Here is a 20,093-nt window from a genome sequence, read left to right as displayed (position 1 = left end):
GCTCGGGCCGCCCGGTAGGTGTTGCGTGGTGGAGTGGGTCAGCGGTTCTGTCCTGGCGGGGCGTGGCCCGCGGGGTTCTGGTTCTCGCTGTTCTGGGTGAGCCCGTTGCCCGTGCAGGTCGGCTGCTGACCGCCCGGCTCGTGGCCGCCTCCGTTGGTGCACGAGGTGTCCACCGGCTGGATCTTCGCGTCCGCGACGCTCGCGCCGCCCAGGCTCAGTGCGCACACGGCGGCAGCGGCGCCGACGGCCGCCCCGATCCGCTTCGCCCTCAGTCTGCTGGTCATGCGCTCAGCCTCCGATTCCGCTCTCGGCTGTGCGGCAGAACGTCTCGCCGGACTGTCGCGTCTCCTGGCCACGCTTGTCATGGTGTGGAGGAACGTCAAGACGAATCGGGCAGTTATTACGAAATAGTGTGCGTATGAAGGCGCCTCGGACACGGGCGCCTTCACCGGCGGCGCTCCTAGAGAACCGGCAGGCTCTTCCGCAGCTCGAACGCGGTGACCTCGCTGCGGTACTCCTCCCACTCCTGGCGCTTGTTGCGCAGGAAGAAGTCGAAGACGTGCTCGCCGAGGGTCTCGGCGACGAGGTCGCTGCGTTCCATGAGGGTCAGGGCCTCGCCGAGGTTCTGGGGCAGCGGCTCGATGCCCAACGCGCGGCGTTCGGCGTCGGAGAGGGCCCAGACGTCGTCCTCGGCGCCCGGGGGAAGCTCGTAGCCCTCCTCGATGCCCTTGAGGCCGGCGGCCAGGAGGACGGCGTAGGTGAGGTAGGGGTTGGCGCCGGAGTCGATGGAGCGGACCTCGACACGGGCCGAGCCGGTCTTGCCGGGCTTGTACATCGGGACGCGGACCAGCGCGGAGCGGTTGTTGTGGCCCCAGCAGATGTACGAGGGGGCCTCACCGCCGGCGCCGGCGGTGCGCTCGGTGCCGCCCCAGATGCGCTTGTAGCTGTTCACCCACTGGTTGGTGACCGCCGAGATCTCCGCGGCGTGCTTGAGCAGGCCCGCGATGAAGGAGCGGCCGACCTTGGAGAGCTGGTACTCGGCGCCGGACTCGTAGAACGCGTTGCGGTCGCCCTCGAAGAGGGACAGGTGGGTGTGCATGCCGCTGCCGGGGTGCTCGGAGAACGGCTTCGGCATGAAGGTCGCCTGGACGCCCTGCTCCAGCGCCACCTGCTTCATGACCAGGCGGAACGTCATGACGTTGTCGGCCGTGGAGAGGGCGTCGGCGTAGCGCAGGTCGATCTCCTGCTGGCCGGGGGCGCCCTCGTGGTGGGAGAACTCGACCGAGATGCCCATCGACTCCAGCATGGTGATCGCCTGGCGGCGGAAGTCCATGCCGATGTTCTGCGGGGTGTGGTCGAAGTAGCCGGAGTTGTCGGCCGGGGTGGGGCGCGAGCCGTCCAGCGGGCGGTCCTTCAGCAGGAAGAACTCGATCTCGGGGTGGGTGTAGAAGGTGAAGCCGAGGTCGGAGGTGCGGGCCAGGGCGCGCTTGAGGACGTAGCGCGGGTCGGCGAAGGACGGGGAGCCGTCCGGCATGAGGATGTCGCAGAACATGCGGGCGGTGCCGGGGGCCTCGGCGCGCCAGGGCAGGATCTGGAAGGTGGACGGGTCCGGCTTGGCGATCATGTCGGACTCGTAGACCCGGGCGAAGCCCTCGATCGCGGAGCCGTCGAATCCGATGCCCTCGTCGAAGGCCTGCTCCAGCTCGGCCGGGGCCACGGCGACGGACTTGAGGAAGCCCAGCACGTCCGTGAACCACAGGCGTACGAACCGGATGTCGCGCTCCTCCAACGTCCGGAGCACGAACTCCTGCTGCTTGTCCATCTTCCGCTTCCCCATCCTTGCTGGTCAGGCCGCCTGTCTCCGGTGCCGGTCGAGAGGCGGTCGGGCACCTGAGCATCCCACCACAACAGCGTTTCGTCCGCGTTGCCGACCTTGATCGGCCGGCCGGCCCCGGGATGAACGCCCGCGGCCGGCAGGTGTACCGCTCTGCCGCCCATCTTGCCTGCTCGGACCGACATCCGTAATGCCCGGCCCCGCTCGTTCGCACCCCGGCCCCGGTCCGCCGGGGCGCCGCCCGGGTCCGTCCGGTCCCGGCCACTGGTCCGTTCGGCCCCAGGACCGCGGCCGACCGGCCCCAAAACCGCCCAAGGTTAATTGGCATCCCGAATGCAAGTTTTAATGGATGCCGACAGACGGTCGATTCCCAAGGAGCCCTGATGCTGTCCGAGCAGTCCGCTGCCACCGTGCGTGCCACCCTCCCCGTCGTCGGCGCGGCCATAGGCGAGATCACCGAGCGCTTCTACCCGCGCATGTTCGCCGCCCACCCCGAGCTGCTCCGGGACCTGTTCAACCGGGGCAACCAGGCCGCCGGCACCCAGAAGCAGGCCCTCGCGGGCTCCATCGCCGCCTTCGCCACGTACCTGGTGGACCACCCGGACGAGCGCCCGGACGCGATGCTCGGCCGCATCGCGCACAAGCACGCCTCACTGGGCGTCACCGCCGAGCAGTACCCGATCGTCCACGAGCACCTCTTCGCCGCCATCGTCGAGGTCCTCGGCGAGGCGGTCACCCCGGAGGTCGCCGCAGCCTGGGACGAGGTCTACTGGCTGATGGCGAACGCGCTGATCGCGCTGGAGAAGCGGCTGTACGAGGAGAACGGCGGCTTCGAGTGGCGCGAGTGGGAGGTAGTGGAGCGGGTCGCCGAGACCGACGACGTGGCCACCTTCCGAATGCGCCCGGTGGACGGCGGCCCGGTGCGCGACTTCCGCGCCGGCCAGTACGTCTCGGTGGGCGTCCGGCTGCCGGACGGTGCCCGGCAGATCCGCCAGTACACCCTGAGCGGCGCGCCCGGCTCGTCCGTGCGGCAGATCAGCGTCAAGCGGGTCGCGGGCGGGACGACGCCGGAGGGCGAGGTCTCCAACCACCTGCACGCGCGCATCCAGGTGGGCGACGTGGTGCAGCTCTCGGACCCGTACGGCGACCTGGTGCTCGACGGCACCGAGGACACGCCGCTGCTGCTGGCCTCGGCGGGCATCGGCGTGACGCCCATGGTGGCGATGCTGGCCCAGCTCGCCGACCGCGGCCACCGCGCCCCGGTCACCGTGGTGCACGGCGACCGCTCCCCCGCCGCCCACGCGCTGCGCGCCGAGCACCTGGCGTACGCGGCGAAGCTCCCGGAGGCGGACGTCCACCTCTGGTACGAGGAGGACGCGCCCCTCGACAACGGTTCCGGTCTGGTCGACCTGGCCGACGTCCCGGTCGCGCCCGGCACGCGCGCGTACCTGTGCGGACCGCTGCCCTTCATGCGGATGGTGCGCTCCCAGCTGATCGCCAAGGGAGTGGCCCCGGCGGACATCCACTACGAGGTGTTCGGGCCGGACCTGTGGCTGGGCCAGGAGGGCTGAGGCTCAGTCCGGCCGCCGGCCGATCCGCAGCAGCAGCGGGCCGGTGGAGCCGGCGGTGACGTCGGTGATCGTCAACGGGTCCAGCGAGGCGTAGAACGCCTCCTGGGCCCGTCGCAGTGCCCCGCGCAGCCGGCAGTCTGCGTTGAGCGGGCAGGGGGTGTCGCCCTCGCACTCGACGACCTCGGTGTCGCCCTCGAAGGCGCGCACCACGGCCCCCACCGAGACGGTGCGGCCGGCCGCGCTGATGGCGAGCCCGCCGCCGCGGCCCCGGCGGGCGTCGACCAGTCCCATGTGCCGCAGCTCGGCGACGACCTTGGCGGCGTGGGTGTAGGGAACGCCCATGTCGGCGGCGACCTCGCGGGTGGCAGGGGTGGCCGCGGCCTCGACGGCGAGCCGCATGAGGATCCGCAGGGCCAGGTCGGTGGAGCGCAACAGCCGCATGGGAAGCAGCGTAGATAATGCGCATCCCCGGTTCAAAAAATCGTTTCACCCACGGGCCGCCACGGCGGAGAGCGCTTCCCCTTAGGATCAGCGGACTCGAACGTCCCCGCAGTCCCCGCAGTCCCCGCCGTTCCCCCGCTGTCCCCCGCTGTCCCCGGCTGTCCCACCCTCCCCGACATCCCGGTCGCCCCACCGCCCCGACCGGCCCCCACCGCCTCGTCGCTTTCCCGAGCGTCCCCACCCCCAGAAGGACTGGCCCATGGGTCCCGCCGACAAGACCGGCAACGCGGCGCGCACGGCGCGCATAGCCGAGATGCGCCGTGCCGAGCAGGCTCGCGCGCGGCGGACCCGCATCCTGACCGTCGCGGTGAGCGCGGTGGTGGTCGCCGGACTCGCCGCCGGTGGTGTCTTCCTGGTGCGCTCGCAGTCCGACGACGGCGGCGGCGCCTCGGTCAAGGACACGGCCGAGGACACGGCCAAGAACACGCCCAAGGACACGGCGGACGCCAAGAGCTCGGGCGACTTCCCCGCGGACGCCGACGGCGTGCACACCTGGAAGGGCGAGCCGTCCCGCAACCACGTCACGAGGTCGGTGGACTACCCGGTCGAGCCCCCGGTGGGCGGCGACCACCACCCGGTCTGGCTGAACTGCGACGCCCAGGTCTACACCGAGCCCGTGCGCAACGAGAACGCGGTGCACGCGCTGGAGCACGGCGCGGTGTGGGTGACGTACACCGAAGAGGCGTCCGAGGCGTCCGAGGCGGACGTGGCGGCGCTGGCGGCGAAGGTGAAGAGGACGCCGTACACGTTCATGAGCCCGGACGACCGGCAGAAGGACCCGATCATGCTGACGGCGTGGGGGGTGCAGCGCTCGGTGACCGGTGCGGGCGATCCGCACGTCGACGCGTTCCTGCAGAAGTACGTCCAGGGTGCGCAGACCCCCGAACCGGGCGCCTCGTGCACGGGCGGGGCGATGAAGTGAGGAAGCACGTCGCGTGGATCGCGGGGGCCGCGGCAGCCGCCCTGGTCGCGGCCGGCGCCATCACCTACGCGGTCGCCGAGGACGGCGGGCCGGCCGCCTCGGTGCCGACCGCCGACTCGGCGGACGCCGGGTTCGCCCGGGACATGGCGGTCCACCACCAGCAGGCCGTCGAGATGGCGTACATCGTGCGCGACCGCACCGACGACCCCGAGGTGCGGCGCCTGGCCTACGACATCGCGCAGACCCAGGCCAACCAGCGCGGCATGATGCTCGGCTGGCTCGACCTGTGGGAGCTGCCGAAGACGTCGCCGGCCGCGCCGATGGCGTGGATGGGGATGCGCGAACTGCCCGCCGAGGACGGCGCGCTGATGCCGGGCATGGCCACCGGCGCCGAGATGGCGAAGCTCGGCGAACTCGACGGCAGGCAGGCGGAGATCCTGTTCCTGCAGTTGATGACGGACCATCACGAGGGCGGCGTCCACATGGCCGAGGGCTGTGCCGCCAAGTGCGAGGTGGGCGTGGAGAAGCGGCTGGCGCGGGGCATGGTCGCCGCGCAGCGGTCGGAGATCAGGCTCATGGCGGACATGCTCGCGAAGCGGGGGGGCGAAGCCGCGTCCTTAGCGCCCGCCCGGCACCTGGGCCGTGGGCTCGCTTTTGCCAAATGACCCCGGCATTAGGTTACTTGGGCTCTCTTTGATCTTCGCATTCCCCTGGCATGAACGGTTCATCGAAAGAGTGGCGGGGCGAGTCGACCGCTCGCGACGGACCACTTCCAGGGGGCTCCATGAGATCCGAACGTGCCGTGCTGCGCGCCGGTGTGAGCATGGCGGCGACACTGCCGATGCTCGCCGGTGCGCTCGCGCTCGGCATACCCGCGGCGCACGCCGCGGACCACCCGGCCCGGCAGACGCTCGCCGGGACCCGGCCGGCGTGGGCCACGGCCGCCGCCGACCGCGGTGCCACCGCCGACGGCGCCGCGTTCTCCGCCCGCGTCTACCTCGCCGGCCGGGACGCCGCCGGCCTCGCCGCCTACGCCCGGGCCGTGTCCGACCCGCACTCCCCGTCGTACGGCAGGTATCTGAGCGCGGCGCAGGCGCAGAACCGCTTCGGCGCGACCGACGGCCAGGTGGCGGCCGTGAAGTCCTGGCTGACCTCGGCCGGCCTGCGGGTCACCGGCGTCAGCCGGCACTACGTCTCCGTCACCGGTGATGTCGCCGCCGCCGAGCGGGCGTTCGGCACCCAGCTGCACGAGTACCGCAAGGACGGGCGGACCTACCGCGCGCCCGAGCGGACCGCGACGGTGCCCGCCGGCCTGGCCGGGGCCGTGCTCACCGTCACCGGCCTGGACAACGCCCCGCACCGGGCCCGGGCCAAGGACCAGCTGCCCCCGCCGGACCAGGTGTTCCGCAACGCCGGGCCGTTCTCCTCGTACTACGGCTCGAAGACCGCGACCACCCTGCCCGACGCCTACGGCACCAAGGTCCCCTACGCCGTCCGGGGCTACACCGGCAGGCAGCTGCGCGCCGCCTACGGCGCGGGCCGGCGCACCGGGCGCGGGGTGCGGGTCGCCATCACGGACGCCTACGCCTCCCCGACGATCGCCTTCGACGCGGGCAGCTACGCGAGGAAGCACGGCGACGCCAGGTGGCGCACCGGACAGCTCACCCAGGTGCTGCCCGGCGAGTACACCAGGACCGAGGAGTGCTCGGCGGCCGGCTGGTACGGCGAGGAGACCCTCGACGTGGAGGCCGTGCACGCCGTCGCCCCGGCCGCGGACGTCGTGTACGTCGGGGCCGCGTCCTGCTACGACGACGATCTGCTCGACTCGCTGAGCAAGATCGTGGACAACCACCTGGCCGACGTCGTCTCCAACTCCTGGGGCGACATCGAGGCCAACCAGACGCCGGACCTGGCGGCCGCCTACGACCAGGTGTTCCAGTTCGGCGCGGTGGAGGGCATCGGCTTCTACTTCTCCTCCGGGGACAACGGCGACGAGGTCGCGAGCACCGGCACCAAGCAGGTCGACACCCCGGCGAACTCGGCGTGGGTGACGGCGGTCGGCGGCACCTCACTGGCGGTCGGCAAGCACGACAGGTACCTGTGGGAGACCGGCTGGGGCACCGAGAAGGCGACCCTGTCGGCCGACGGCACGAGCTGGACGGCGTTCCCCGGCGCGTTCACCTCGGGCGCGGGCGGCGGCACCAGCCGGACGGTCCCGCAGCCGTACTACCAGAAGGGCGTCGTCCCGCAGGCGCTGGCCACCGCCCACCACGCCGCGGGCAACCGGGTCGTGCCGGACATCGCGGCCATCGCCGACCCGAACACCGGCTTCCGGGTGGGCCAGACGCAGACCTTCCCGGACGGGTCCCAGCGCTACAGCGAGTACCGCATCGGCGGCACCTCGCTCGCCGCGCCGGTGATCGCGGCCGTGCAGGCGCTGGCCACCGAGGCCCGCGGCGGCAAGCCCATCGGCTTCGCCAACCCGGCGATCTACGCCAAGGCCGGCACCCGCGTCTACCACGACGTGACGGACGACCCGACCGGCTCCGGCCTGGCGGTCGCCCGCGTCGACTACGCCAACGGCTTCGACGCGGCCGACGGCCTGGTCACCTCCGTGCGCAGCCTCGGCAAGGACAGCTCGCTGTCCGCGGTGAAGGGCTACGACGCCGTGACCGGGGTGGGCTCGCCCGCCAGGGGCTACGTGGAGTCGTACCGGCGCCGCTGAGTGACCGCCGGCGACGGCACCTCAGGGGGCGCGGGGTGGCCCACACCCCGCGCCCCTTCGCCGTGCGGGAGTGTTCCGCACCCCCGCACCACCCCATCGCGTCGCTCTGACGATTACACTGGCCGGGTGCCTCCCTTGAACTTCTGGTCGATCTATCAGCACGGCTTCGCGCGCGTCGCCGCCTGCACGGGCCACACCGTCATCGCCGACCCGCCCGCCAACGCCGAAGCGGTCCTGCGGCAGGCGCGCCGGTGCGCCGAGGAGGGGGTCGCGGTCGCCGTCTTCCCCGAGATGGTGCTGTGCGGCTACTCGATCGAGGACCTGCTGCTCCAGGACGCGCTCCTCGACGAGGTCGAGGCGGCCCTGGCGAGCGTGGTGGCCGGGTCGGCCGACCTGCTGCCGGTGCTGGTGGTGGGTGCTCCGCTGCGCCACCGCAACCGGGTCTACAACTGCGCGGTCGTCGTGCACCGGGGACGGGTCCTCGGTGTCGTGCCCAAGTCGTACCCGCCGAACTACCGGGAGTTCTACGAACGCCGGCAGATCGCCGGGGGCGACGACGAGCGCGGCGGCACCGTCCGGGTCGGCGGCCGGGACGTGCCCTTCGGCACGGACCTCCTCTTCGAGGCGGCGGACGTGCCCGGGCTGGTGCTGCACGCCGAGGTGTGCGAGGACATGTGGGTGCCGGTGCCGCCGAGCGCGGAGGCCGCGCTCGCCGGGGCCACCGTGCTGGTCAACCTGTCCGGCAGCCCGATCACGGTGGGGCGCGCCGAGGACCGCAGGCTGCTGTGCCGTTCGGCGTCCTCGCGCTGCCTCGCGGCGTACGTCTACGCGGCGGCCGGCCTCGGCGAGTCGACCACCGACCTGTCCTGGGACGGGCAGACCATGATCTACGAGAACGGGGCGCTGCTCGCCGAGTCCGAGCGGTTCCCGCTCGCCGACCAGTACGCCGTCGCCGACGTCGACCTGGACCTGCTGCGGCAGGAGCGGCAGCGCATGGGCACGTTCGACGACAACCGCCGCACCCACCAGGCGCGCACCGGCCACTTCCGGACGGTCGGCTTCGAGCTGGACCCGCCGTTCACCGACCTGGGGCTGCGCCGCCGGGTGGAGCGCTTCCCGTTCGTGCCGGCCGATGCCGACCGGCTCGCCCTGGACTGCTACGAGGCGTACAACATCCAGGTCGAGGGGCTCCAGCAGCGGCTGGCGGCGATCGGCGGCCCGAAGGTGGTCATCGGGGTGTCCGGCGGCCTGGACTCCACGCACGCGCTGATCGTCGCGGCCCGCGCGATGGACCGGGCGGGCCGGCCGCGCAGCGACATCCTGGCCTTCACCCTGCCCGGCTTCGCCACCAGCGACCACACCAAGGGCAACGCCCACCGGCTGATGGAGTCGCTCGGCGTCACCGCGGCCGAGCTGGACATCACGCCGACCGCCCGGCTGATGCTCCAGGAGATGGGGCACCCCTTCGCCTCCGGCGAGCCGCAGTACGACGTCACCTTCGAGAACGTGCAGGCCGGGCTGCGCACCGACTACCTGTTCCGGCTGGCCAACCAGCGCGGCGGCATCGTGCTCGGCACCGGTGACCTGTCGGAGCTGGCGCTCGGCTGGTCCACGTACGGCGTGGGCGACCAGATGAGCCACTACAACGTCAACTCGGGCGTGCCGAAGACGCTGATCCAGCATCTGATCCGATGGGTCATCAGTACCGGCCAGTTCGGCGAGGAGGCCGGCCGGACGCTGGCCGCGATCCTCGACACCGAGATCAGCCCGGAGCTGGTGCCCGGCGAGGAGATGCAGTCCACCGAGTCCAAGATCGGGCCGTACGCGCTGCACGACTTCACGCTCTTCCATGTGCTGCGCTACGGCTTCCGGCCGTCGAAGATCGCCTTCCTGGCCTGGCACGCCTGGCACGACGCGAAGGACGGCGCCTGGCCGCCGAACTTCCCGGAGGCCGAGCGCGTCGCCTACGAGCTGCCGGAGATCCGGCGCTGGCTGGAGGTGTTCTGCCGGCGGTTCTTCGCCTTCGCGCAGTTCAAGCGCTCGGCGATGCCGAACGGGCCGAAGGTCTCGGCGGGCGGTTCGCTCTCGCCGCGCGGCGACTGGCGGGCGCCGAGCGACGGTTCGGCACGGGCCTGGCTGCGGGATCTGGAGCGCTTCGACCAGTAGGCCAGGGCCCGCGGGGCGGCGCGGACAGCGGCTCAGTCGGTGCCGAGGGTCACCCGCGCCGCCACCGGGAGGTGGTCGCTGCCCGTCTCCGGGAGGGTCCAGGAGGTGACCGGCTCCACCCCGCTGACCATGATCTGGTCGATCCGGGCCATCGGGAACGACGCCGGCCAGGTGAAGCCGAACCCGTGGCCGACCGCGCCCTGGGTGGAGCGCATCTGCGAGGTCACGGCGTTCAGCGCGCGGTCGTTCATGGTGCCGTTGAGGTCGCCGAGCAGGATCTTGCGCGACAGCGCGTCGGCGGCGATGGCCTCGCCGAGCGCGTCGGCGCTCTTGTCGCGCTGCCGGGCGGTGAACCCGGCCTCCGCCTTGACCCGTACCGACGGCAGGTGGGCGACGAACACGGCGACCGGCCCCTGCGGGGTGGTCACCGTGGCCCGCATCGCCCGCTTCCAGCCCAGCTTGATGTCGACGGCCCGCACCTCGCTCAGGGGGTACTTGCTCCAGAGCCCGACGGTGCCGACCACCTCGTGGTACCGGTAGGTCGTCGCCAGCGCCTTCTGGTACGTCGGCACGGCGGACGCCTTCAGTTCCTCCAGGGCGAGCACGTCGGCGCCGGCGGCGGCCACGTCGCGGGCGGTGCCGGACGGGTCGGGGTTGTCGGCGTTGACGTTGTGCGTGGCGACCGTGAGGTCGCCGTCGGCGCCGGTCTTGTCGGTGAGCAGCCCGCCGAAGGAGTTCAGCCAGACCGCCGCCGGGAGGGCCGTCGCGATCAGCGCGGTCGCGGACCGGCGCAGCAGCGCGCACAGCAGGAACACCGGGACGAGCAGGCCCAGCCAGGGCAGGAACGTCTCGGTGAGACTGCCCAGGTTGCCGTAGCGGTTGGGGATCCGCGCGTGCAGCAGGAGCACCAGGGACAGGGCCGCCGCGAGGGCGGCCACGACCAGGCCGCGGCGCCAGATCCGCGGGTCGCCGCGCCAGCCCGAGGTGAGCCGGCCGATCAGACGGACCGTCAGGCGCCGAAGCCGGTCGCTCCGGCGCTCGGGACCCGAGCCGCCGTTGTCCGTCTCCGTCATGTACGCCTGCTGCGCCATCCGTCGCCTCACCGCCTGCCGTGCACACCGTCCGTCCCCCGGTTACGACCCTAGGGGATGGGCGGTTCCGTTCCTGCCGTCGGGGACGGCCGTACGGGCAGGAGGACGAGCGGGGCGTCGTCAGGAGTTCCGCGCGGGGCCGCCTCGGGCGCGGCTGTGACCGAACGGGCACATTTCAACTAGTTCTGTGTTGAACTGACGGGGCGTAGGCCCTCCAGCAGCGTGTCCACGATCCGGGCCGACAGGCCCTCGGACAGGTCGCCGTCGGGACGCATCATGGTGCGCAGCAGCATGGGCCCGACCACGATGTCGTTCACCAGGTCGAGGTCCAGGTCGGCGCGGAGTTCCCCGTTCCGCTGCGCCCGGCGCAGGACGTCGAGGGCGAGGCGACGGCGGGGCTCGACGACGCCGTGGTGGTAGGCGTCCCAGACCTTGGGACTGCTCTTCATCTGGGCGTACACGGTGTGCAGGAACGCCGATCCCCGCTTGGCCAGGCCGCGCCGCCGGAGCGTCTCCAGCAGCGCGATCAGGTCGTCGCGCAGACCGGTGCCGGGCAGCTCGGGATCGGGGGGCTCGGCCGCGCGCACGACGTCGACGAAGAGCTCCTCCTTGCCGCTCCAGCGGCGGTAGATGGCGGCCTTGCCGACGCCGGCGGTGCGGGCGATCCGCTCGATGGAGATGTCGCCCAGCGGGACGCCGTCCTCCAGCAGCTTCATCGTCCCTTCGAGGATGGCCCGCTCCACCGCCTCGCTGCGCGGCCGTCCCCGGCCGGGGCTGCCCGCCTCGCCCTGTGTGCCGGCAAGACTCACCTGCGTCGTCCCTTCGTCGTCTCGGGCCAATTCTCCCAGGTCACCACCGGGCCGTCGGCGCCTACTCCGGTACCCCGGCCAGCTCCCGCTCACCCTCGGCCGGTTCACCGGCGGACGGCCGGCCCGGCAGGAACAGCGCGACCACGACCGCGCCCAGCACGGCCACACCGGCCCCGCACAGGGCGGTGACGTGCATGGCGTGCAGGAAGGCGTCGTGGGCGGGTGCGACCAGCGCCTCGCCCCGCTCGCCGAGTCCCGCCGCCACGCCCAGGGTGGCCTCGATGGACTCGCCGGCGGTCTCCCGCACACCCGGCGGCAGCGCGCCCAGGTCGCCCTCGATGCCCGTGCGGTACGACGTCGACAGCACCGAGCCGAGCACGGCGATGCCCAGGGCGCCGCCGACCTGCCGGAAGGTGTTGCTCAGAGCGGACGCGGAGCCGGCCTTCTCGCGGGGCAGCGCCTGCATGATGACGACGCTGGTCGGGGTCATGATGTGGGCCATGCCGGCGCCCATGAGGAAGAAGACGACCTCCAGCAGCCAGATCGGGGTGTCCTCGTCCAGCGTGGCGAACGCCACCAGGGTCGCCGCGATCAGCACCATGCCCGCCGTGGTGGTCGCCCGGTTCCCGAACCGGTCGACGACCAGCCGGGCGCGCGGCGCGAAGACCAGCTGGGCGAGGGCCAGCGGCAGCAGGAGCAGACCGGTCTGCAGCGGCGAGTAGCCGCGCACGCTCTGGGTGTAGAAGACCGAGAAGAAGGTGACACCCATCAGCGCGAAGAAGACCAGCGCGATGACGGAGATCGCCGCCGAGAACACCTTGTTCCGGAAGTAGGAGATGTCGATGGACGGGTGGTCGCTGCGCTTCTCGAACAGGACGAACGCCACGAGCACCGCGAGACCGGCGGCGATGGTCGCGAGGACGGTCGGGTCGGTGAAGTCGGCCAGCTCACCGCCCTTGATGATGCCGTAGACCAGCAGCACCAGGCCGACCACCGACAGCGCCACGCCGACCGGGTCGATCCGGCCGGGGTTCGGGTCGCGGGAGTCGGGCACCAGCCACACCATCAGCGCGAGGGCGACCACCACGATCGGCACGTTGACCAGGAAGACCGAGCCCCACCAGAAGTGGTCGAGCAGCACGCCGCCGGTGATCGGGCCGATGGCGATGGCGAGGCCGACCCCGCCCGCCCAGATGCCGATCGCCTTGGGCTGCTCCTCGCGCTCGAAGACGTTCATCAGGACGGCGAGGGTGGCCGGCATGACGAAGGCCGCGCCGAGGGCCATCAGCGCGCGGAAGGCGATGAGCTGACCCGGTGAGCCGGACTCGGCGGCCAGCGCCGAGCCGACGCCGAACACGACGAGGCCGCCCAGCAGCACCTTCTTGCGGCCGATCCGGTCGCCGAGCAGGCCCGCGCTGAACAGCAGGCCCGCGAAGACCAGGGTGTAGGAGTTGATCGCCCACTCCAGCTCGCTCTGGGTGGCGCCCAGGCCGGTCGGGGCGGGGGTGGAGATGGTCTTGATGGCGACGTTGAGGATCGAGTTGTCGAGCACCACGATCAGCAGGCTGAGCATCAGCACGCCCAGGATCGCCCAGCGGCGACGGTGCACGGCCTCCGGTATGCGGCCGGGTGCGGGAGAAGCGGCAGTGGTCATGCGTCGAGCCTAGGAGGAGAACCCCCGATTTCCGATACGGAACCGTCTCGTATCGGAATTCTTTACTGAGGTCTTACCCACAGGGGGCGCTCTGGCCCCCGTCGGCACGAAGTGCCACCATGGAGGTGGTCCGGGGACGCCGTCAGGGCGCCTCGAGATGACGTAAGGAGCCGTTGCCATGACGCAGCTTTCGGCTGCCCAGAGCGCACCGCACAAGCCCTCCGACGCCGGCAAGGCGCTGTACGGGGGCAAGACCACCCGCCGCATCACCGTGCGCGACATCGCCGCCGCCAAGGAGCGCGGCGAGAAGTGGCCCATGCTCACCGCCTACGACGCGATGACCGCGTCCGTCTTCGACGAGGCCGGGATCCCGGTGATCCTCGTCGGCGACTCGGCGGGCAACTGCCACCTCGGGTACGACACCACCGTTCCGGTCACCCTCGACGAGATGACCCTGCTGTCGGCGGCCGTGGTGCGCGGCACCCGGCGCTCCCTCGTCGTCGGCGACCTCCCCTTCGGCTCGTACCAGGAGGGCCCCGTCCAGGCGCTGCGCTCGGCGACCCGGCTGGTGAAGGAGGCCGGGGTGGGAGCCGTCAAGCTGGAGGGCGGCGAGCGCTCGCACCGCCAGATCGAGCTGCTGGTGGAGTCCGGCATCCCGGTGATGGCCCACATCGGGCTCACCCCGCAGTCCGTCAACGCCATGGGCTACCGCGTCCAGGGCCGGGGCGAGGAGGCGGCCGCGCAGCTGCTGCGCGACGCCAAGGCCGTGCAGGACGCCGGCGCGTTCGCGGTGGTGCTGGAGCTGGTCCCGGCGGAGCTGGCGGCCGAGGTGACCCGGGTCCTGCACATCCCGACGGTCGGGATCGGGGCCGGCGCCGAGACCGACGCGCAGGTCCTCGTCTGGACCGACATGCTGGGCCTGACCTCCGGCCGGGTCCCGAAGTTCGTCAAGCAGTACGCGAACCTGCGCGAGGTGATGACCGGGGCCGCCCGGGCCTTCGCGGAGGACGTCGTCGGCGGAACGTTCCCGCAGGAGGAGCACTCCGTCCACTGAGCCACCGCCGCACCACGGACAGCCCGCCGACTTCCCCCATCGGCGGGCTGTCCCCGTTCCGCCCGGCCCGGCGCGGACGCGCGCCCCGGGGTGTCGGTGGCGTGTCGGTGGTCTGTAGGCGGGTTGTCGGCGGCTGTCGGTCCCCTGTCGGTGGGCGCTGGCAGCGTTCTCGGCATGACGCGCATCGACAACGACCCCGCCGGCGCCGCGAGCGCCGTGACCGTACGGGGACTGGCCAAGCACTACGGCGAGACCAAGGCGCTCGACGGAGTGGACCTGGACGTGCGGGAGGGCACCGTGATGGGGGTGCTCGGCCCGAACGGCGCCGGGAAGACCACGCTGGTCCGCATCCTGTCCACGCTGCTCGCCCCCGACGCCGGACAGGCCACCGTCGCCGGCTACGACGTCGTACGCCGGCCCCGGCAGCTGCGCCGGGTGATCGGGCTCACCGGACAGTACGCCTCGGTCGACGAGAAGCTCCCGGGGTGGGAGAACCTGTACCTCATCGGCCGGCTGCTGGACCTGCCGCGCAAAGAGGCGCGGGCCCGGGCCGACGAGCTGCTGGAGCGGTTCTCCCTGACCGAGGCCGCGCGCCGGCCGGCGGGCACGTACTCCGGCGGTATGCGGCGCCGGCTCGACCTCGCCGCGTCGATGATCGGCCGGCCCGCCGTGCTGTTCCTCGACGAACCCACGACCGGCCTCGACCCCCGCACCCGCAACGAGGTGTGGGACGAGGTCAAGGCCATGGTCGGTGACGGGGTCACGGTCCTGCTGACCACCCAGTACATGGAAGAGGCCGAACAGCTCGCCTCCGAGCTGACCGTCGTGGACCGCGGCCGGGTCATCGCCCGGGGCGGCATCGACGAGCTGAAGGCGAAGGTCGGCGGCCGGACCCTGCGCGTACGGCCGGCCGACCCGCTCCGGCTGCGGCCGCTCGCCGCGCACCTCGACGGCCTCGGCATCACCGGCCTGGCGGCCACCACCGTGGACACCGAGCGGGACTCCCTGCTGGTGCCGGTGCTCAGCGACGAACAGCTCACCGCCGTCGTCGGCGCCCTCACCGCCCTCGGCGTCACCCTCTCCTCCGTCACCACCGAACTCCCCAGCCTGGACGAGGTGTTCCTGTCCCTGACCGGCCACCGCGCCGGCGCCCCGCAGGACACCGTGCCCGCCGACACCCGCGAGGAGGCCGCCGCATGAGCGCCACCACCACCGCCCCCGACCGTACGCCCGCCGCCGCACCGGAAGCCGCACCGGCCGACGCCCCGGCCGACGTCCGGATCCCGCTGCGCGGGCATCTGCGGCACACCGGTGCCCTGATCCGCCGCAACCTGCTGTGGATCCGGCAGGACCCGGAGTCGATGTTCGACGCCGTCCTCTTCCCGATCGTCTTCACGCTGCTCTTCGTGTACGTCTTCGGCGGCTCCATCGGGCAGTCGCTGGGCGCCGCCGGCGGCCAGGAGGCGTACGTGCAGTACGTCATGCCCGGCATGCTGGCCATGATGGGCATGACCATGGCCCAGGGCGTGGGCACCGGCTTCAACACCGACTTCAACTCCGGTGTCATGGACCGTTTCCGGTCCCTGCCGATCGGCCGCGGCTCGGTGCTGTTCGCCAAGATCGCCGTCGAGCTGATGCGCATGCTGTGCGCGACCTGCGTCCTGATGGTGGTCGGCGTGCTGGTGGGCTTCGAGATCACCAACTGGGCCGGGCTGCTGGCCTCCGTCGGCCTGGCCGTGCTCTTCGGCTCCTCCCTGATGTGGGTCTTCCTCACACTCGGCGTGGTCATGAAGAGCGCGCAGTCCGTGCAGGCGATGGGTTTCCTGGTGCTGATGCCGCTGCAGTTCGGCTCGTCGATCTTCGCGCCGACGGAGTCCATGCCGGGCTGGCTGCAGAACTTCACCGACTACAACCCGCTGTCCTCCCTCGCGGACGCCGCGCGCGGGCTGATGGTCGGCGGTCCGGTCGCCCACGGCCTGTGGATGACGGTCGGCTGGTCGGTGCTGCTGACGGCGGTCATGGCGCCGGTGGCCGTCCACAAGTTCCGCACCAAGCACTGAGCCGGTGACCGCTCAGACCAGGGCGGCGGCCTCCTCGTAGGAGAGGCCGCCGCCCTCGGCGTACGCGCGCCGGTACTCCTGCTCGCCGAGCGCGGACCGCACCCGGCCCTCGGCCAGCTCCAGGGAGACCCGCTCCAGTCGGGAACGGACGTGTTCGGGTGTCAGCAGCGCCTCGGCGGCGCCCAGGCAGCGGGCCGCGTCGGCGGCACGCGCACCGTCGTCGACACCGCCGAGAGCCACGGCGGCCACCGTGAGGTAGAGGGGGCGCACTTGCGGGGCGATGGCCTGGGCCAGCGTGTCCCCGGCCCGGTCCAACGCCGTGCGCACCGTCTCCAGGGCCTTCCCCGAGTGGCCGTCCACGGCGTCCAGCCAGGCCTCGGCGCCGAGCAGGAACGCCTCGAAGACGACGAAGTGCGCGATGCCGAAGTCCTGGCGCAGAAGCCGCAGTTGCTCGCGGGCCTCCGCGGTGCGGCCGGTGATGCCCAGCCAGCCGGACAGGAACAGCCGGGCGGCGGGCATGGCCTCGCTGGTGGCGTCCGTGCGGTCGATCACCTCGCGCAGGATGCGCTCACCCCGCTCGTCGTCGCCGGCCTCCAGCAGCACGCTGCCCAGCCGGGCGGCGAGGATCGACTGCTGGGCGCGGGCCCCGAGCCGTTCGGCGTGGGCCATGGCGTCCTCGTAGTCGGCGGCGGCCTCGCGGTAGTCGGCGCGGCGCTCATGGGCCTCCGCGCGGGCGGCCAGCGCCTCGGCCGCGCCCCAGGTGTCGCCCAGGCTCCGGAACCGCTCCAGCGCCTCGTCGGCGTCCCGGGCGGCGTCGCCGACCCATTCGGTGCGGTTGGCGAGCATGTTGGCGCGCAGTTGCAGACAGAAGGCGAGCTCCCAGTCGAAACCCGGGGTCTGCCGGCAGGTGCGGACGTTGGCGTCGATGATCTCGCGCAGCCGCTCCATGTCACCGGTCAGCATCACGGCGAAGAACCAGAGGATGCCGGGGGCACGGCAGGTCTGCGGCAGGCCGGGGACGTAGGTCGCGGCGATGGTGTGCAGCTTGTCCTGGGCCGCCGGGGTCTGCCACGCCTCCATCTCGGTGTGCATGGCGGCGAGGTGGGTCAGGTGCAGTCCGCGCCGGGCCTCCCACAGTTCCTCGCCGGTCAGCGGGGGCGGGGTGTCGGTGCACCGCCGTGTCACCGGGGCGGCCGGGCGGACCGGCTCGGCGAACGGGTCGGGGCCGAGGTCCATGACCGCGCGGGACCAGGTGCGGGACTCGATACGCAGGTCCCGGGTGTGCCAGTACCAGACCAGGGAGTGGACGAGGTACAGCCCCTCCTGCTCGTCGCGCGCGGCGACGGCGCGGCGCAGCGCGGTGCGCAGGTTCTCGTACTCGGTCTCGAACCGGGCGATCGCGGCACGCTGGTGGCGGCCGCGCAGCAACGGGTCGGTGGTGCGGGCGAGTTCGCGGTAGTACGTCAGGTGCGCGCGCTCGGCGTCGGCGCGCCGGCCGGCCTCGTCGAGGCGTTCGCCCGCGTACTCGGCGACGGTCTCCAGGAGCCGGTAGCGCATCTCGCCCTCGTCCGTGGGCGCGGCGGCCACCAGGGACTTGTCGACGAGCGAGCCCAGCGCCTCCAGGGCGACGGGGCCGCACACGGCCTCGGCGGCGGCCAGGTCGCAGCCGCCGGCGAACACCGACAGGCGGGTGAGGACGTCGCGTTCGTCGTCGTCGAGCAGGTCCCAGGACCAGTCGACGACGGCGCGCAGCGTCTGCTGGCGGGGCAGGACGGTGCGGCTGCCGGAGGTGAGCAGCCGGAAGCGGTCGTCGAGGCGGTCGGCGAGCTGCCGGGGGGTGAGCATGCGCAGGCGGGCGGCGGCGAGTTCGATGGCGAGGGGCAGGCCGTCCAGGCGGCGGCAGATCTCCGCGCAGGCCGCCGCGGTCTCCTCGTCGGCGTCGACGCGGAAGCCCGGCCGGGCGGCCGCGCCGCGCTCGGCGAGCAGCCGGAGCGCGACGGGCTGCGGCAGCGGCTCCACGGGGCGCAGCGACTCGCCGGGCACGCCGAGGGGTTCGCGGCTGGTGGCGAGGAGGGTCAGCCCGGGGCAGCGGGCGAGGAGTTCCTCGGCGAGGCGGGCGGCGGCCTCCACGACGTGCTCGCAGTTGTCGAGGATCAGCAGCATGCGGCGCCGGCCGCAGTGCTCGACGAGCCGCTCCACGGGATCGTCGTGGCGCTCGGCGACCGCCCGCATCTCCTCGGCGCCGGCGCTGTGCAGCAGGGTCTCCCGGCCTCCGACGGCGGTCAGTACGGCCCGGGGTACGGCGTCCGGGGCGTCGACCGGTGCGAGTTCCGCCAGCCACACCCCGTCCGGCGCGGCGTCCCGGAACCGTTCGGCGGCCTCCTGCGACAGCCGGGTCTTGCCCGCCCCGCCGGGGCCGAGCAGCGTCACCAGGCGGGCGGTGGCGAGATCCTCCCGCAGATCCTCGATGTCGGCCTCCCGGCCGACGAAGGAGGTGAGCCGGGCACGGAGGTTGCCGGGCGGCTGCGCCCCGGGGCGCGGCCGTCCGGCGTCGGGGGCCGGCCCTGCGGCGGCCCCGGCCGGGTCCGGCGACCCGGACGGCTCCGTCGACCCGGACGAACCGGAACGCACAGGTGCGGCCGGCCCCGCGAGCGGGTCCGGGCCCGCAGACGCTCCCGGAGCCGGGCCGGGGGCCGGATCACCGGACGAGACCGCAGCCGCCCCCGAAGCCACCCCACCCGGAGCCGACGCCGCACCGGAAGCCGCACCCGACGCCCCGGGCGAACCCGAGACACCACCGGAAACCGGACCACCGGACCCGACCGGGGACGCACCCGAAGCCGACGCCGCGCCAGAGGCCGGCCCCGGTGCCGCAGTCGGCGTCCCGCCCGGGGTGGTCGGCTCCTCGGGCGCCGTGGGGCGCCGGGCGGGAGCCGGGGCCGCGGGTCGGGTGGGCGCCCGCGGGGCGAGGAGTTGCGAGTGCAGGGTGCGCAGTTCGGGTCCGGGGTCGGCGCCGAGCCGGTCGGCCAGCAGCCGGCGCACGCCGTCGTAGGCGGCCAGGGCCTCGGCCGAGCGGCCGGCGTCGCGCAGGGCGCGCAGCCGCAGGCACTGCAGGGGCTCGTCCAGCGGATGCGCGTCGCACAGCGCCGTCAGCTCGGGCAGGGACCACTCGGCGTGGCCGAGCGCGAGGGCGGCGGCGTGGCGGGCGCGCAGCGCGTCCAGGCGGCGGGCCTCCCACCGTGCCGTCTCCGGGCCGCTGTCGGGCAGGCCGGTCAGGGCCGGTCCCTGCCACAGAGCGAGGGCGTCGTCGAGGGTGGCGGCGGCCTTGGGGGCGTCGCCGTCGGCCAGCGCGAGCAGACCGTCGGCGGTGAGGCGCTCGAAGCGGTGCAGGTCGACGTCGTCGGGGTCGGCGGTGAGCCGGTAGCCGCCGTCGACCGAGGCGACGGCGTCCGCGCCGAGCGCTCGGCGCAGCCGGCCGACCAGCGCCTGCAGCGCGCCGGCCGCGTCGGCCGGCGGATCGCCCGCCCAGACCTCCGCCACCAGCAGCCCGGCCGGCACCGTCCGCCCGGCCCGCAGCGCGAGGACGGTCAGCAGGGCACGCAGCCGCGCCCCGCCCACGGTGACGGCCGTGCCGTCGGGGCGGAGCACCTGAACGGTGCCGAGGATGCGGTAGCGCACGGGGTTCATTGTCCCTGTCGGTCGGGTG

Annotated in this window: 15 protein-coding genes; 8 read left to right on the top strand and 7 right to left on the bottom strand. The window is 73.0% G+C overall.

Annotated elements, in window-relative coordinates; translation table 11 throughout:
- Positions 1-38: 38 nt before the first annotated feature.
- Together AC3ET3_RS05040 and glnA are read right to left on the bottom strand one after the other, a co-directional pair.
- Positions 39-284 (bottom strand): hypothetical protein, encoded by a 246-nt coding sequence (locus AC3ET3_RS05040; protein WP_435611691.1) that lies wholly within the window; start codon positions 282-284, stop codon positions 39-41.
- A gap of 176 nt (positions 285-460) precedes the next feature.
- Positions 461-1,822 carry a type I glutamate--ammonia ligase gene (glnA, locus tag AC3ET3_RS05035; protein ID WP_432135693.1) on the bottom strand — a complete coding sequence of 454 codons (1,362 nt, stop codon included), beginning with the start codon at positions 1,820-1,822 and terminating at the stop codon, positions 461-463.
- A 395-nt stretch (positions 1,823-2,217) separates the two neighbouring features.
- Between glnA and AC3ET3_RS05030 the strand changes: the two genes are divergently transcribed.
- Positions 2,218-3,405 (top strand): globin domain-containing protein, encoded by a 1,188-nt coding sequence (locus AC3ET3_RS05030; protein ID WP_432135694.1) that lies wholly within the window; start codon positions 2,218-2,220, stop codon positions 3,403-3,405.
- Positions 3,406-3,408: 3 nt separating this feature from the next.
- Here AC3ET3_RS05030 and AC3ET3_RS05025 read toward each other — a convergent pair whose 3' ends face one another.
- Positions 3,409-3,846: an RrF2 family transcriptional regulator gene (locus AC3ET3_RS05025; protein ID WP_432135695.1), complete on the bottom strand. Its 438-nt coding sequence runs from the start codon at positions 3,844-3,846 to the stop codon at positions 3,409-3,411.
- Positions 3,847-4,105: 259 nt separating this feature from the next.
- Between AC3ET3_RS05025 and AC3ET3_RS05020 the strand changes: the two genes are divergently transcribed.
- From AC3ET3_RS05020 to AC3ET3_RS05005, 4 genes are all read left to right on the top strand, one after another.
- Positions 4,106-4,828, top strand: coding sequence for a thioredoxin-like domain-containing protein (locus AC3ET3_RS05020; protein WP_435611690.1), 723 nt, complete (start codon positions 4,106-4,108; stop codon positions 4,826-4,828).
- Positions 4,825-5,493 (top strand): DUF305 domain-containing protein, encoded by a 669-nt coding sequence (locus tag AC3ET3_RS05015; protein ID WP_435611689.1) that lies wholly within the window; start codon positions 4,825-4,827, stop codon positions 5,491-5,493. The genes AC3ET3_RS05020 and AC3ET3_RS05015 overlap by 4 nt, the downstream gene beginning before the upstream one ends.
- Before the next feature lie 119 nt (positions 5,494-5,612).
- Positions 5,613-7,553 (top strand): S53 family peptidase, encoded by a 1,941-nt coding sequence (locus tag AC3ET3_RS05010; protein WP_435611688.1) that lies wholly within the window; start codon positions 5,613-5,615, stop codon positions 7,551-7,553.
- A gap of 126 nt (positions 7,554-7,679) precedes the next feature.
- Positions 7,680-9,719, top strand: a complete 2,040-nt coding sequence (locus AC3ET3_RS05005; protein ID WP_432135699.1) for an NAD(+) synthase — start codon at positions 7,680-7,682, stop codon at positions 9,717-9,719.
- A gap of 32 nt (positions 9,720-9,751) precedes the next feature.
- Here AC3ET3_RS05005 and AC3ET3_RS05000 read toward each other — a convergent pair whose 3' ends face one another.
- From AC3ET3_RS05000 to AC3ET3_RS04990, 3 genes are all read right to left on the bottom strand, one after another.
- On the bottom strand, positions 9,752-10,810 hold the full coding sequence (locus AC3ET3_RS05000) for an endonuclease/exonuclease/phosphatase family protein (protein WP_432135700.1): 1,059 nt from the start codon (positions 10,808-10,810) through the stop codon (positions 9,752-9,754).
- Between the two features lie 179 nt (positions 10,811-10,989).
- Positions 10,990-11,619, bottom strand: coding sequence for a TetR/AcrR family transcriptional regulator (locus AC3ET3_RS04995; RefSeq protein ID WP_432135701.1), 630 nt, complete (start codon positions 11,617-11,619; stop codon positions 10,990-10,992).
- 61 nt (positions 11,620-11,680) lie between these two features.
- The gene (locus AC3ET3_RS04990; RefSeq protein WP_432135702.1) at positions 11,681-13,273 is read right to left on the bottom strand and encodes an MFS transporter; all 1,593 of its coding nucleotides are present in this window, start codon (positions 13,271-13,273) and stop codon (positions 11,681-11,683) included.
- Between the two features lie 178 nt (positions 13,274-13,451).
- Between AC3ET3_RS04990 and panB the strand changes: the two genes are divergently transcribed.
- The 3 genes from panB (at position 13,452) to AC3ET3_RS04975 (ending at position 16,387) form a co-directional block, all read left to right on the top strand.
- Positions 13,452-14,327 (top strand): 3-methyl-2-oxobutanoate hydroxymethyltransferase, encoded by an 876-nt coding sequence (gene panB / locus AC3ET3_RS04985; RefSeq protein WP_432135703.1) that lies wholly within the window; start codon positions 13,452-13,454, stop codon positions 14,325-14,327.
- Positions 14,328-14,501: 174 nt separating this feature from the next.
- On the top strand, positions 14,502-15,527 hold the full coding sequence (locus tag AC3ET3_RS04980; RefSeq protein WP_432135704.1) for an ATP-binding cassette domain-containing protein: 1,026 nt from the start codon (positions 14,502-14,504) through the stop codon (positions 15,525-15,527).
- A complete protein-coding gene (locus AC3ET3_RS04975; protein ID WP_432155782.1) occupies positions 15,524-16,387 on the top strand; it encodes an ABC transporter permease in 864 nt (287 codons plus the stop codon). The genes AC3ET3_RS04980 and AC3ET3_RS04975 overlap by 4 nt, the downstream gene beginning before the upstream one ends.
- Before the next feature lie 12 nt (positions 16,388-16,399).
- Here the strand turns inward: AC3ET3_RS04975 and AC3ET3_RS04970 are convergent, their stop codons facing one another.
- Positions 16,400-20,074 (bottom strand): AfsR/SARP family transcriptional regulator, encoded by a 3,675-nt coding sequence (locus tag AC3ET3_RS04970; RefSeq protein ID WP_435611687.1) that lies wholly within the window; start codon positions 20,072-20,074, stop codon positions 16,400-16,402.
- Positions 20,075-20,093: the final 19 nt, after the last annotated feature.

The organism is Streptomyces sp. bgisy159 (genome assembly GCF_057707805.1).
The sequence above is the reverse complement of the archived record's forward strand: the minus strand, read 5'-3'. Positions and strand labels throughout refer to the sequence as shown.

Coding starts and splice junctions, on each gene's coding strand:
- AC3ET3_RS04990 (WP_432135702.1), bottom strand. CDS start 13,273: ATGACCACTGCCGCTTCTCCCGCACCCGGCCGCATACCGGAGGCCGTG.
- AC3ET3_RS04970 (WP_435611687.1), bottom strand. CDS start 20,074: ATGAACCCCGTGCGCTACCGCATCCTCGGCACCGTTCAGGTGCTCCGC.
- glnA (WP_432135693.1), bottom strand. CDS start 1,822: ATGGACAAGCAGCAGGAGTTCGTGCTCCGGACGTTGGAGGAGCGCGAC.
- AC3ET3_RS04975 (WP_432155782.1), top strand. CDS start 15,524: ATGAGCGCCACCACCACCGCCCCCGACCGTACGCCCGCCGCCGCACCG.
- AC3ET3_RS05040 (WP_435611691.1), bottom strand. CDS start 284: ATGACCAGCAGACTGAGGGCGAAGCGGATCGGGGCGGCCGTCGGCGCC.
- AC3ET3_RS05020 (WP_435611690.1), top strand. CDS start 4,106: ATGGGTCCCGCCGACAAGACCGGCAACGCGGCGCGCACGGCGCGCATA.
- AC3ET3_RS05025 (WP_432135695.1), bottom strand. CDS start 3,846: ATGCGGCTGTTGCGCTCCACCGACCTGGCCCTGCGGATCCTCATGCGG.
- AC3ET3_RS05010 (WP_435611688.1), top strand. CDS start 5,613: ATGAGATCCGAACGTGCCGTGCTGCGCGCCGGTGTGAGCATGGCGGCG.
- AC3ET3_RS05030 (WP_432135694.1), top strand. CDS start 2,218: ATGCTGTCCGAGCAGTCCGCTGCCACCGTGCGTGCCACCCTCCCCGTC.
- panB (WP_432135703.1), top strand. CDS start 13,452: ATGACGCAGCTTTCGGCTGCCCAGAGCGCACCGCACAAGCCCTCCGAC.
- AC3ET3_RS05000 (WP_432135700.1), bottom strand. CDS start 10,810: ATGGCGCAGCAGGCGTACATGACGGAGACGGACAACGGCGGCTCGGGT.
- AC3ET3_RS04980 (WP_432135704.1), top strand. CDS start 14,502: ATGACGCGCATCGACAACGACCCCGCCGGCGCCGCGAGCGCCGTGACC.